This is a genomic window from Pseudomonas sp. MYb2 (genome assembly GCF_002979955.1).
Lineage (GTDB): Bacteria > Pseudomonadota > Gammaproteobacteria > Pseudomonadales > Pseudomonadaceae > Aquipseudomonas.
Genome location: NZ_PCQC01000001.1, coordinates 412382 through 424754, shown reverse-complemented (window position 1 = coordinate 424754; position 12373 = coordinate 412382). Strand labels below are relative to the sequence as shown.

Genomic DNA, 12373 nt, shown 5'->3' with positions numbered 1-12373 from the left:
GGTTGGGAAGGTATGCGCTTTATTGTCGGTCTGCTTTTGGGATTGTTGCTTTCGGGTTGCGAACGACACGACGCGCCACCCCTCGACCAACAACTCTACATCTGGCAACGCCAATGGATGCCGGCCCATGAGGCCGCATTGCGCGACAGCCATGCTGACTTCTCGACACTGCGCGTGCTCGCGCTGCAAGCCTTCCCGAATGCCGGATGGAGCAGGGCGCTGATAGACGCACCGCTATTGAAAGCCGATGGCCGTCCGCTGATTGCGGTGATCCGTCTCGACGGCCAGCTCAAGTCGCTGGATCAGGATCAACTCACCACGCACATCCTTCAACTGCTCGCCGATTGGCAGGCCCTGGGTCTGACGCTGAGTGGCGTCGAAATCGATCACGATGCCGGTAACGCCCGTTTGCCGGATTACGCCGAATTCCTCAAACATCTGCGCTCGGCATTGCCGACGACCCTGCCACTGAGCATCACTGCACTGCCGGCCTGGCTCGACAGTGCGCAACTGCCTGCACTTCTGCAAACCGTCGACAGCAGCGTGCTGCAAGTCCACGCCGTCAGCGATCCGCGCCGGGGCCTGTTTGATCCTGATCAGGCGTTGAAGTGGGCCAAGGCCTGGGCGCGGATCAGCGACAAACCTTTTTATCTTGCGCTGCCGGCCTACGGTGTGGCGCTGTTGCCGGATGACGGGGGGGCGCCGCTGGTGGAAAGCGAAGTGCAGCTCGAGCGCGGTGGCGAGCGTCGGGAGCTGCTCGCCGATCCCCTGCAATTGCGACAACTGGGCAAGACCTTGCGAAACGAGCCGCCAGCGCATCTGGCCGGGTTGATCTGGTTTCGCCTGCCGCTGGCCAATGATCGTCGCGCCTGGAGCCTGACCACGTTGCGCGCCGTGGCACGGGGCGAACAATTGGTCAGCCGGCTCGGCGTGACATTCAGCGAACACAACGGTCTCTACGACATCAAACTCGACAACCCCGGTAACCTCGACAGTGCCTGGCCGGCGAAAATAACGTTGAAGGCGAAAAGCTGTGAAGGCGCCGATGCGCTCGCCGGTTATGCATTGCAACAAGGCCCGGATCTGCTTACCTTCACCCGCCTGCGCGACGGCCGCTTGCCGGCGGGCGGACAACGCGCCATCGGTTGGGCGCGCTGTGCACATATTGATCAAGGAGGTTCGCATGTTGACCCGTAACTGGCCTCGCCATCTGCTCTGTCTGAGCCTCTGCGTGCCGCTGGGGTCGGCGCTGGCCTGCGGCCCGGACTTCCCGATGCGCCTGCTCGACAATCGCGGGCAAACCCTGGCCGATCTGCCGGAGGGCAACTTCAATTTCGAACTCAGTCGTCTCGGCAAAGCCATTGCCGGGCTGAAGAACGTCACGGCTGCGACGCACAATCCCAACGATATGTACGGCGAAGAAAACGAAGCTGCCGAGGCGCGGGAGAAAGCCGAACAGCTGGGTTTGAGCGCCGAGCAGCAAGTGCTGGTCAAGCAACTGCGCGGGCTGACCGATGCGCATCAGGTCGAGGTGCAGGGCGCGAGCCTGCCGGCGGAAATCCGTTTGTACGTGGCCGGCGCAGTCGCGTTTGCCACGGGCGATCATCAACTCGCCGTCGAATATTTCAACAAGCTGCTGGCGCTGCCGGCTGATCAGCGTCCGCTTCGCAGCACTTGGGCTGCGTATTCTCTCGGGCGTACGTTGTTCGCCATGAGCAGCGAGGCCGGAGATAAGGTGGTTGCGCTGGAGCGATCGCGTGATGCGTTCCGACAGGCCCGGCAACTGAGCATTGACGGTTTCAGCGATCCGCTGGAATTGGGCGTCGCCAGTCTCGGCGAAGAAGCGCGGGTGGTGCGCGCTGCGGGCGACTGGAACGGCGCCATCGAATTGTATGAAGCGCAGAATCTGCACGGTTCCGCCGTGGGTTACACCTCGCTCAAGCAATTGATGAATGAACTGGCGGAATTGCCCGAGGCCGAACTGGCCGAATTGCTTCAGCACACATCGGTGCAGCAACTGGTCACGGCGTCCTTGGTCAGTCGCCAAGGCTGGTCGTTTGGCGACGAACCGCCGAACGAAAAGAAACTGGTGAAGCTGCTGCAAAACAGCACCCGTGGCAGCCTGGAAAATGCTGATCGTCTGGCGGCGATGAGTTATCAACAGGGCGATTACATGGGCGCCAAGGCCTTCCTCGAAAACGCCGGTGACGGCGGACTCGCGTGGTGGCTGCGAGCGAAACTGGCGGTGCGTGACGGCGATAAAAATGGCGCTGCTGCTGCCTACTCGAAAGCCGCGCAAGCCTTCCCGCAGAAAGAAGATTGGGGTTATCGCCGCACTCCGGACTGGGCCTACGAGAGCCTGCAGCCGAAATGCCGGGTCGAAGGTGAAAGCGCGATTCTCGCCCTGCAGCGCGGCGAATACCTGCAAGCGTTCGTGCAGCTGTATCGCAGCAACAGCACTTACTGGTTCGATGCAGCGACGGTGGCCGAGCGCGTGTTGACCGTCGATGAGCTGAAAAAATACGTCGACGATAACGTGCCGGCGCCACCTGCGCTGACTCAGCAGGAGCGCGATAACTACGTACCGTTGCCCGTCGCTGCCAGCTTGCGCAATTTGCTCGGTCGGCGCTTGCTGCGCGAAGGGCATTACGCCGATGCGGTCGGCTATTTCGATAATCCAGACCTGCAAAACAAGGCTCGGCTTTACGGTCAGCAACGCTTGAAAGCCGACTCGGCGTGGTGGCCGACCAAACGCGCCGGTGCGCTGTATAACGCGGCGTGGACGGCGCGGGAGTGGGGCATGGACATTCTCGGTTACGAGATGGCGCCGGACTACGCCACGTTTGGTGGCAACTATTCACTGGAAGGCGCCGAGCTGAAAGTCGGCCCGCTGGTTTCTGAGTCCGAAGTAAAACGTCAGCAGGCCAGCGAAGCGAAACCGGATCAGCGTTATCACTATCGTTTTGTCGCCACCGAACTCGCCAGTCGCGCCGCCGACAATCTGCCGCACACCAGTCAGGCGTTTGCCGCCGTGCTGTGCAACGCAGCGGGCTGGAACAGCAGCCTGGAAGATCAAAGTGCGCTGTATCAGCGTTACGTCAAGGAAGGCCCGTTCGTGCCGTGGGCGGTGGATTTCGGTAATCAATGCCCGTATCCGGATTTCGAAAACGCCGATAAGCGCTACGTCACCCAGGTCACCGATGCCGCGCGCTCCTCGCTACGGCCGTACAAGTGGCCAGTGCAGATCGGCGCGATGGTGTTGGTCAGCGCTGCTACGTTGCTATTGATCACGCGTCGCCAGCGCAAGGCCCGTAAAGGCTAAGCCTGCTGGACGAAGGTCAGGCGCACCGCAAAGCCGATCAACAGGCTGCCGAACAGCCATTGTTGAACCCGTTGCGCCGTTGGACTGTGTTGCAGCCAACGGCCCAGCGCTGCCCCGGTCAAGGCGTAAGCGCAATCGAACAACAGACCGATGCCGACCAGCAGTGCGCCGAGCATGGCAAACTGGCTCAGCACCGGTGCGCCGTTGGCGACGATGAACTGTGGCAGCAGCACCGAGCAGAACAGCAGGGCTTTGGGGTTGAGAAGGTTGGTCAGCAAACCGCGACGGATCGCTTCGCGCCATTGGTCATGGGTATCGGCGACATCGGCTGTGGTCAGGTTCGGCAGCAGTGTGCTGCGCAGGCATTGAATGCCGATCCACAGTAGGTACGCCGCCCCTGCCAGCCGCACCACTTCGAATGTCCACGGCGCTGCTTTGAACAACGCCGCCAACCCCAACGCCGCTAACGCCACATGACAACCCCGGGCAACCGCCAGCCCTATCGCGGTGGCCAATGCCGCACCGCGGCCCTGACGCGCACCGGTTTGCAGGAGCAGGATCATGTCTGGGCCGGGCAGCAGAAAAACCACCGCCAATGCCAGGAAAAACAGCCAGAGACTCGCCACGGGTCAGTCCTTTCGTTGTCGATTCGGTAGGGCCAGTCTAGGGCTGAAGGGTAGGGCAGGTGCTTGCGTAGTCGGCTTCAAAAGCTGTTGGATTTGGCATAACCTGCTGGTTTTCCGCACGATACTATCGAGATCTGCCAACCATGAAACTGGACGCCTTCGACCGCAAAATCCTCGCCGCCCTGCAACGGGACGGGCGCCTGAGCAACGTCGAACTGGCGGATGAAATCGGCTTGTCGGCTTCACCGTGTTTGCGCCGGGTGCGGATGCTGGAAGAGGCGGGGGTGATTCGCGGCTATCAGGCCAATCTGGATCGTGACGAAGTCGGTTTGGGGCTGACGGTGTTTGTCGGGGTCAAGGTCGAGCGCCACAACGATGAACAGGCCGAGGCTTTTTACGCAGCGGTGACGGCATTGCCGGAGGTGATTTCAGCGTTTCTGGTGTCGGGTGAATCGGATTTTCTGCTGCAAGTGGTGGTGCCGGATTTGCGCGCGTATGACCGCTTTCTCAGTGGCTGCCTGTTGAAGTTGCCGGGGGTGAGCGACATTCGCAGCAACTTTGCGATTCATACGGTGAAGACGCCGGGGGCGTTGCCGCTCGGACATCTTCCGGCCTGACAAGCAAAGATCGCAGCCTTCGGCAGCTCCTACAGGGGGGCGCATTTCATGTAGGAGCCGCCGAAGGCTGCAATCTTTTGATTTTCTACATCTGCGTCGCCATCCCCTCGACATTCATCGCCGCCTGGCGCAACGCTTCCGAGCGTGTCGGATGCGGGTGGCACGTCAGCGCAATGTCCTCCGCCGACGCACTGAACTCCATCGCCACACAATATTCGCCAATCATTTCACTCACGCTCGGTCCCACAAGATGCACGCCGAGTACTTCATCCGTGCGCTCGTCGGCGAGGACTTTGGCAAAGCCCTCGGTTTCATGGTTGATCTTCGCCCGGCTGTTGGCGGTGAACGGAAATTTGCCGACCTTATACGCGCGGCCCTCGGCCTTGAGCTGCTCTTCGGTTTTACCAACGCTGGCCAATTCCGGTTTGGTATAGATGACGTTGGGGATCAGGTCGTAATTGACCTCGCCGGCCTTGCCGTGGATCTGCTCGACGCAGGCCATCGCTTCATCTTCCGCCTTGTGCGCAAGCATTGGCCCGGACGTCACATCGCCGATCACCCAGACGCCAGCGGCTTCGGTGCGATGCTGTTTGTTGGCAAGCATCCCGCGCTTGTCGGTGCTCAAGCCGACGTTCTCCAGGCCCAAGCCTTGGGTGTACGGGCGACGACCGATGGCCACCAGCACGTAATCCGCTTCGATCAGTTCAGCAGTTCCGCCTGCTGCGGGCTCGACGCTGAGCTGCACGCCGTTGGCCGAAGCTGTTGCGCTGGTGACTTTCGAACTCAACCTGAAGGCGATGCCCTGTTTGCTCAGCGAGCGTTGCAGGGTTTTGCCTGCCTCGCCATCGACGCCGGGGCAGATGCGGTCAAGGTATTCGACCACGGTCACCTGCGCGCCGAGGCGGCGCCATACCGAACCCAACTCCAGGCCGATCACGCCGGCACCGATCACCACCAGATGCTTGGGCACTTCACTCAGCGACAGCGCGCCGGTGGAGTCGAGGATGCGTTGGTTGTCGATCTCGACGCCGGGCAGAGGAGTGGGCTCGGAGCCAGTGGCGATGATGATGTCTTTGGCGGTCAGCTCGACTTTGCTGCCTTGAGCGTCAGTGACCGTGACTTTGCCCGGCCCATCGATGTGGCCCCAGCCCTTGATCCAGTCGACCTTGTTCTTGCGAAAGAGAAACTCGATGCCTTTGGTCAGGCCGCTCACGCTCTCGTCTTTCTGTTTCATCATTTGCGCGAGGTTCAGCGTCGGTTTGACCTCGATGCCGAGGTTGGCGAACTCTGCACCCATGGCCGCGTCGTACAGCTCTGACGCATGCAACAGGGCTTTGGACGGCATGCAACCGACGTTCAGGCAGGTGCCGCCGAGGGTCGCCCGGCCTTCCACGCAGGCGGCCTTGAGGCCCAACTGGCCGGCGCGAATCGCCGCGTTATAACCACCGGGACCGCCGCCCAGAATCACTACGTCATAGTTGCTCATGCGCTTGCTCCTGATTGATGGATGCGGATCGCTAAAAGTAGCTGTCGATAAAAATTACGAACGTAATATGTGCGCTCCCGGACATTTCGGTCAAGGCTTCAGACAAGCGACAGGTTGCGCGTCTTTGAATACGCGTAATTGTGTACGAATATTTCACGCTTTTCGTTATATCGTAACGCTATGCACAGCGAGCTAAAGACATTGGGGTGATATGCAAGTTGATCTGGAGGTAGAAGGCACGCAAGTGACCGGACTGCCGCGCTTTCAGCAGGCGGCCACGCAGGGCAGACGACTACGGCGCTGGGCGTTTGCCCTTGGTGGATTGGCCGGGGCGGGCTGGATGTTGGCGTTTTTTGTCGGGTTGTTTGCGCCGCAATCATTGTGGCTGCCGCTGTTGGTCAATCAGAGCGCGGCGTTGCTGGTGCTGGTCGCCGGGCTGCAATCGGCGTGGTGGGTGACGCAGTGGCGTGCGCGGGTGATAAATCCTGTCGGGCTGACACCGATTGGCGAAGATCAACAGTCTGCGCCTGAAGGTTGGTACGAGCGGCTCTTGGATCGTCTCAGTCAGCGCAGTTTGCACGTGCTCGGCCAGATCGGTGCTGCGACGCTGTGGTTGGGCGGTTGGGCCGTACTGGTGTCGCTGAGTATTGAACAGGTGTGGAACCTGTCATTGCCTGCCGCTGCGGTTGGATTGTCCGCCACGGTGGGGGCGGCGCTGGCATTACTGCTGGCGTTCGGCTTGCTGGTGCTGGAGCGCCAACTCGCTCAGGAAAATCCTGCGCAATGGCCGGAAGCGGGTGCATTGGCGCAACTGACGCGCGTGGCGATCATCAGTCTGGTGCTCGGTGCGTTGTGTTTGTTGTTCGCCGGTGAGAACGCCGTGTGGCCGGTTCGTGTCGCTGTTTTGATGGGTATCTTGCCGGGACTGGTAGCGATCGAGCTGCTATTGCGCGCCGTTCTTTCTATCTTCAGTCCGCGCCGCGAACAGCTTGAACCGACCCTGCTGGCGCGCAGTTTTGTTGCCGATACGCTGCGCTGGCCGCCACAACCTTTGCTCGCGTTGCAGCATGAATTGCACAACCGCTTTGGCATCGATTTGCGGCAGATCTGGGCGTTCAGTTACATGCGCCGAGCGTTTCTGCCGGTGCTGGCGTTTGTCGCAGCGGTGGGCTGGTTGCTCACCGGCATCCATGAAATCCCCCTGCAGGGTCGCGGCATTTATGAGCGATTCGGCAAACCGGTGCAGGTGTTCGGCCCCGGGTTGCATACGGGTTTGCCGTGGCCGCTGGGCCGCGTGTTGATCGTCGAAAACGGCGTGGTGCATGAACTGGCAACCAGCGTCGGCGAAAAACCAGTACCGCCACAAGTCGATCCTGCTGAAGGCCCGGCGCCGTTCACCGCTAATCGCTTGTGGGATGCCAGTCACGTCAATGACAAGTCGCAAGTCATCGCCAGCAGCCGTGGCGATCAGCAGAGCTTTCAGATCGTCAACATGGACGTGCGCTTCGTCTATCGCATCGGCCTGACTGATCAGGCGGCGCTGGCCGCAACCTACAACAGTGCCGATGTACCAACACTAATCCGCAGCACCGCCAGCCGGATTCTGGTGCACGACTTTGCTTCGCGCACGCTCGACGGTTTGCTCGGTGAAGACCGGGTAGGGTTGGGCGAGGAGATTGGTCGTGCGGTGCAACGTGATCTGCAGCAACTCAACAGTGGCGTGGAAATTCTCGCCACGGTCGTCGAAGCCATTCACCCGCCGGCCGGTGCCGCCAATGCTTATCACGCGGTGCAGGCGGCGCAGATCGGCGCGCAGGCGTTGATCTCCCGCGAGCGTGGCGCAGCGGCCGAAGCCAGTAATCAGGCGCAATTGCAGGCGAGCCTCGCTCGCGATCAGGCCAGCGCCAACGCCCGTGAAACCAGTGCCACGGCGCAGGCGGCGGATCTGAAATTCAGCGCCGAACAAAAAGCCTACGCCAGTGCCGGTCAGGCCTTCGTGCTGGAGCAATACCTCGGTCAGCTCAGCCAAGGCCTGAGCAAAGCCAAATTGCTGGTACTCGATCATCGTCTCGGCGGCAGCAGCAATGCGCCGACCATCGACCTGCGGACCTTCACGCTGCCGGCTGACCCGACGCCCGCGCGCACCACCGCTCAACCAGGAGTCGCCCATTGAGCCAGTCGCATACACACGAATCGCATGATCACAGCGGCCACGATCATGGCCACGGCGGACATCATCACCATCATGGGCACCATCACCACGGCGCGCCGGAAGAGGCGGGGCCTTTCCCGTGGCGGCGCATGGGCTGGGCGGTGTTGCTGGTGGTGTTCGCCATCGCAGCGGCGAGCCTGGTGCAAGTGCGTTCCGGCGAGGCCACGGTCATTACCCGCTTCGGTAATCCGTCGCGGGTCCTGCTTGATCCGGGTTTGAGCTGGCGCTGGCCGGCGCCGTTCGAGGCGGCGATCCCGGTCGATTTGCGTCTGCGTACGACGTCCAGCGGCTTGCAGGATGTCGGCACCCGCGACGGTTTGCGCATCATCGTTCAGGCTTACGTGGCGTGGCAGGTGCAGGGGGATCCGGACAACGTGCAGCGTTTTATGCGCGCGGTGCAGAACCAGCCTGACGAAGCGGCACGGCAGATTCGCACCTTTGTCGGCTCGGCACTGGAAACCACGGCGAGCAGTTTCGATTTGGCGAACCTGGTCAATACCGATGCCAGCCAGGTGCGCATCGCTGATTTCGAAGCGCAGTTGCGCCAACAGATCAATCAGCAATTGCTCGCGACCTATGGCGTACGTGTTGTGCAAGTCGGTATCGAACGGTTGACCTTGCCGTCAGTGACGCTCACAGCCACGGTCGATCGCATGCGCGCCGAGCGTGAAACCATCGCCACCGAACGCACGGCGATCGGCAAACGTGAGGCGGCACAAATCCGTTCCGCTGCCGAACGCGATGCGCGAATTGTGCAAGCCGATGCCACGGTGAAAGCTGCCGAAATCGAAGCGCAATCTCGCGTTGAAGCCGCGCAGATTTACGGCCGTGCCTACGCCAGTTCTCCGCAGCTGTACAACTTGCTGCGCTCGCTGGACACCCTCGGCACCATTGTCACGCCAGACACCAAACTAATTCTGCGCACCGACGCCGCGCCATTCCGCGTGCTGGTCGACGGCCCGCCGACACTCGACAGCAAACCCGGATCGCAGCCATGAGTGAAGAAGTTCCACGTGGAACACATGCGCTGAACAGTCCGTGGATTCAGGCTGGTCGTTTAGCGTTTTTTGCCCTGTACGCAGTGACGGTGCTGGCCGCGCTCGCGTGGGCATTCTCCAATGTGCGGCAGATCGACCCGCAAAATCGCGCCGTGGTTTTGCACTTTGGCGCACTCGATCGCGTGCAAAACGCCGGTCTGCTGTTGGCGTGGCCGCAGCCCTTTGAACAGGTGGTTTTGCTCCCAGCAGCGGATCGAGTGATAGAACGCCGAGTGGAAAACCTGTTGCGCAGCGATGAGGCGCTGAAGGCTGATCGCGTCGCTTCGTTCGCCACACCGTTGAGCGATGCGCTGGCCGGGTCTGGTTATTTATTGACCGGTGATGCCGGCGTGGTGCAACTGGATGTGCGGGTCTTTTACAAAGTCACCGACCCTTACGACTTCGTCCTGCAGGCCGATCATGTGCTGCCAGCACTGGATCGATTGGTCACCCGCAGCGCCGTGGCACTGACGGCGGCACGGGATCTGGACACCATTCTGGTCGCTCGCCCGGAATTGATCGGCGCAGACAATCAAGCGGCGGAACGCCGTGAATGGTTGCGCGGTGATCTGGTGCAAGGCATCAACAAACGCCTCGCCGAGTTGAAGGCGAGCGGGCAGGGCATCGGCATCGAAGTGGCGCGGGTCGATGTGCAATCGAGTCTGCCTGACCCTGCCGTAAGCGCGTTCAACGCAGTGTTGACCGCCAGCCAGCAAGCCGACAAAGCCGTGGCCAACGCGCGCACCGACGCCGAGAAACTCACTCAGACGGCGAATGAACAAGCCGACCGCACGCTGCAGGTGGCTCACGCGCAAGCCGGTGAACGCTTGGCCAAAGCCTCGGCTGATACGGCCACGGTGTCGAGTCTGGCCGGCAGCACCGATGCGCAAATGCTCCTGCGCCTTTATCGCGAGCGCATGCCGAAGATTCTCGGCCAGGCCGGATCAGTGACCACGGTCGATCCGAAAGACGATTCCCGTTTGATCATTCAGGGAGCCAGTCAATGACTGCGACCACCGCCGCACCGAGCCTGTTGTCCTCGGCCGAACAACGCCGCGCCGCTCGGCAACTGACACTCGCCATGCTTGCGTTGGGCCTGTTGGGTCTGGGTTTGATCTGGCGTTGGCTGGTGCCGGAGCAAACCGGTGTCAGCCAATTGCTGCTGGGTTTTGCTTCTTTATTAGTCGCCGTGCCGGTAATGCGCTCGGCGTGGTACAGCCTGCGCTATCCGAGCCTGCACGGCATCACCGACCAACTGATTGCCTTGGCCATGCTTGGTGCCTGGGCGACCGGCGATCTGCTGACGGCGGCGTTGTTGCCGATCATCATGATCTTCGGCCACGTGCTGGAGGAGCGCAGCGTCATCGGTTCGCAGGAGGCGATTCATGCGCTCGGCCAACTGACGCGCAGCCACGCGCGCAGAGTTCAGGCGGATGGTTCGATCATCGAAGTAGACAACGGCACACTGAAGTCCGGCGATTGCGTCGAGGTGCGCGCAGGTGATCGGGTGCCGGCTGATGGGCGGGTGTTGTCCGGTCAGGCGAGTCTCGACACGGCTTCGATTACCGGCGAATCAGTGCCCGTCGAGGCGAGCGTCGGCATGACGGTGTTCGGCGGTGCGATCAACCTTGATGGCCTGCTGCGCATCGAAGTGACCCGCACGGGTGATGAATCGACCTTGGGCAAAGTCATCGCGCTGATGCAAAACGCCGAACGCTCGAAACCGCCGATCACCCGTTTGCTCGAACGTTATGCCGGTAGCTACATGGTGCTGGTGTTGCTGCTCGCTGCGGTGACCTGGTTCGTCACCAACGACGCACAAGCGATGCTCGCGGTGTTGGTCGCGGCGTGCCCGTGTGCGCTGGTGTTGTCGGCACCGGCCACGGCGATTGCCGGTGTGGCGGTCGCGGCGCGGCATGGGATTCTGATCCGCAGCTCGGCGTTTCTTGAGGAACTGGCTGACCTCACGTCGCTGGTGGTCGACAAGACTGGCACGCTGACTTACGGCACTTTGCGCCTGCAATCGATCAACAGTGCTCAAGCGGACAACGCTACCGTGATGGCGCTGGCCGCCAGCCTCGGCGCGGCCAGCAGTCATCCGGTCAGTCGCGCATTGGTCGGGTTGGTCAGCCCGGAGCACTGTGTGCCTTTAGCCGACATTCACGAGCGCCAGGGCCTCGGTGTCGTTGCCATGACCGGGCAGGGCGAAGCGGCGCTCGGGCGACCGGAACTGTTCGCGCAACTTGGCGTCACCACCACAACGGTGCCCGAACACGACGGGCCGATTGCCGGACTGGCCCTGAACGGTGAGTTTCTGGCCTGGCTGCTGCTGGCCGATAGCGTCAAACCGGAAGCCCGCTTTGCCCTTGCTGAGTTGCGTGAACTGGGGCTGGGTCGACAACTGTTGCTGACGGGGGATCGGCACAGTGTGGCTCAGACGCTGGCACGGGACGTCGGTTTGCACGAGGTCGAAGCGCAAGCCTTGCCGGAAGACAAACTCAATCGGGTGCTCAAGGAAATCGACAACGGCTTCCGGCCGATAGTGGTCGGTGACGGCATCAATGACTCGCTGGCGTTAAAGGCAGGCGTGGTCGGCGTGGCAATGGGCGCGGGCGGGGCGGACATCGCACTGGCCTCGGCGGACATTGTGCTGATCGGCAGCGACCTGCGCCGCCTCGGCACCTGCGTACGCCTCAGCCGTCAATGCCGGAGGACGCTGCAGGTCAACGTCATCATCGGTCTGGGCTGGACGCTGGTGATCGTCGTGTTTGCGGCATTTGGCTGGCTCGGTGCTGCCGGGGCGATGATCGCTGCGTTGTTGCATAACCTCAGTACGTTGCTGGTACTCGGCAACGCCGGGCGATTGCTGCGTTTTCAGGAGCCGCTGCTCAAGCTCAAGGAGGAAATCGTTTGAACTCTTCGACCCCCACGCTGCATTGGCTGAACTGTGCGCCGCGTTAGCAGTCATTTAGGGTGAGGGCGCGCCGCTGCAAGCTGTTAGCGGGTTGAAACAGTAGTTTCAGGAAGGCTTGCTGGAGCGTCTGCAACGATAGTTTTGGCTAATTAAATCGAT

General features: G+C 61.5%; 9 protein-coding genes. 7 read left to right on the top strand and 2 right to left on the bottom strand.

The genetic code is table 11. The annotated features are described in order from the left end of the window. Window positions 1-12 precede the first annotated feature (12 nt). Together CQ009_RS01980 and CQ009_RS01975 are read left to right on the top strand one after the other, a co-directional pair. The gene (locus CQ009_RS01980) at window positions 13-1197 is read left to right on the top strand and encodes a DUF3142 domain-containing protein (RefSeq protein WP_105704728.1); all 1185 of its coding nucleotides are present in this window, start codon (window positions 13-15) and stop codon (window positions 1195-1197) included. After that, entirely contained in the window at window positions 1184-3322 is a 2139-nt protein-coding gene (locus tag CQ009_RS01975) for a hypothetical protein (RefSeq protein ID WP_105704727.1), read from the top strand. Before CQ009_RS01980 ends, CQ009_RS01975 begins: the two co-directional genes overlap by 14 nt. On the opposite strand, the gene CQ009_RS01970 is transcribed toward CQ009_RS01975, so the two are convergent. Further along, window positions 3319-3948 (bottom strand): LysE family translocator, encoded by a 630-nt coding sequence (locus tag CQ009_RS01970; RefSeq protein WP_105704726.1) that lies wholly within the window; start codon window positions 3946-3948, stop codon window positions 3319-3321. The genes CQ009_RS01975 and CQ009_RS01970 overlap by 4 nt on opposite strands. A gap of 143 nt (window positions 3949-4091) precedes the next feature. Here CQ009_RS01970 and CQ009_RS01965 point away from each other — a divergent pair, with 143 nt between their 5' ends. Further along, a complete protein-coding gene (locus CQ009_RS01965) occupies window positions 4092-4565 on the top strand; it encodes an Lrp/AsnC family transcriptional regulator (RefSeq protein WP_053125245.1) in 474 nt (157 codons plus the stop codon). An 85-nt stretch (window positions 4566-4650) separates the two neighbouring features. Here CQ009_RS01965 and lpdA read toward each other — a convergent pair whose 3' ends face one another. Next, window positions 4651-6051, bottom strand: coding sequence for a dihydrolipoyl dehydrogenase (gene lpdA / locus CQ009_RS01960; protein ID WP_064389652.1), 1401 nt, complete (start codon window positions 6049-6051; stop codon window positions 4651-4653). A 211-nt stretch (window positions 6052-6262) separates the two neighbouring features. On the opposite strand from lpdA, the gene hflK (CQ009_RS01955) reads away from it, so the two are divergent. From hflK (CQ009_RS01955) to CQ009_RS01940, 4 genes are read left to right on the top strand one after another with little or no spacing between them, the layout of a single operon-like run. Then, window positions 6263-8224, top strand: a complete 1962-nt coding sequence (hflK, locus tag CQ009_RS01955; protein ID WP_105704725.1) for a protease modulator HflK — start codon at window positions 6263-6265, stop codon at window positions 8222-8224. Continuing rightward, window positions 8221-9261 carry a protease modulator HflC gene (hflC, locus tag CQ009_RS01950; RefSeq protein ID WP_105704724.1) on the top strand — a complete coding sequence of 347 codons (1041 nt, stop codon included), beginning with the start codon at window positions 8221-8223 and terminating at the stop codon, window positions 9259-9261. The genes hflK (CQ009_RS01955) and hflC overlap by 4 nt, the downstream gene beginning before the upstream one ends. Continuing rightward, the gene (gene hflK / locus CQ009_RS01945) at window positions 9258-10307 is read left to right on the top strand and encodes a protease modulator HflK (RefSeq protein WP_105704723.1); all 1050 of its coding nucleotides are present in this window, start codon (window positions 9258-9260) and stop codon (window positions 10305-10307) included. The genes hflC and hflK (CQ009_RS01945) overlap by 4 nt, the downstream gene beginning before the upstream one ends. Then, window positions 10304-12214 carry a heavy metal translocating P-type ATPase gene (locus tag CQ009_RS01940; protein ID WP_105704722.1) on the top strand — a complete coding sequence of 637 codons (1911 nt, stop codon included), beginning with the start codon at window positions 10304-10306 and terminating at the stop codon, window positions 12212-12214. Before hflK (CQ009_RS01945) ends, CQ009_RS01940 begins: the two co-directional genes overlap by 4 nt. Window positions 12215-12373: the final 159 nt, after the last annotated feature.

What these genes read in the sequence shown, in the direction of transcription:
- CQ009_RS01980 (WP_105704728.1), top strand. Translation starts at nt 13, where the DNA reads ATGCGCTTTATTGTCGGTCTGCTTTTGGGATTGTTGCTTTCGGGTTGC.
- CQ009_RS01975 (WP_105704727.1), top strand. Translation starts at nt 1,184, where the DNA reads ATGTTGACCCGTAACTGGCCTCGCCATCTGCTCTGTCTGAGCCTCTGC.
- CQ009_RS01965 (WP_053125245.1), top strand. Translation starts at nt 4,092, where the DNA reads ATGAAACTGGACGCCTTCGACCGCAAAATCCTCGCCGCCCTGCAACGG.
- lpdA (WP_064389652.1), bottom strand. Translation starts at nt 6,051, where the DNA reads ATGAGCAACTATGACGTAGTGATTCTGGGCGGCGGTCCCGGTGGTTAT.
- hflK (WP_105704725.1), top strand. Translation starts at nt 6,263, where the DNA reads ATGCAAGTTGATCTGGAGGTAGAAGGCACGCAAGTGACCGGACTGCCG.
- hflK (WP_105704723.1), top strand. Translation starts at nt 9,258, where the DNA reads ATGAGTGAAGAAGTTCCACGTGGAACACATGCGCTGAACAGTCCGTGG.
- CQ009_RS01940 (WP_105704722.1), top strand. Translation starts at nt 10,304, where the DNA reads ATGACTGCGACCACCGCCGCACCGAGCCTGTTGTCCTCGGCCGAACAA.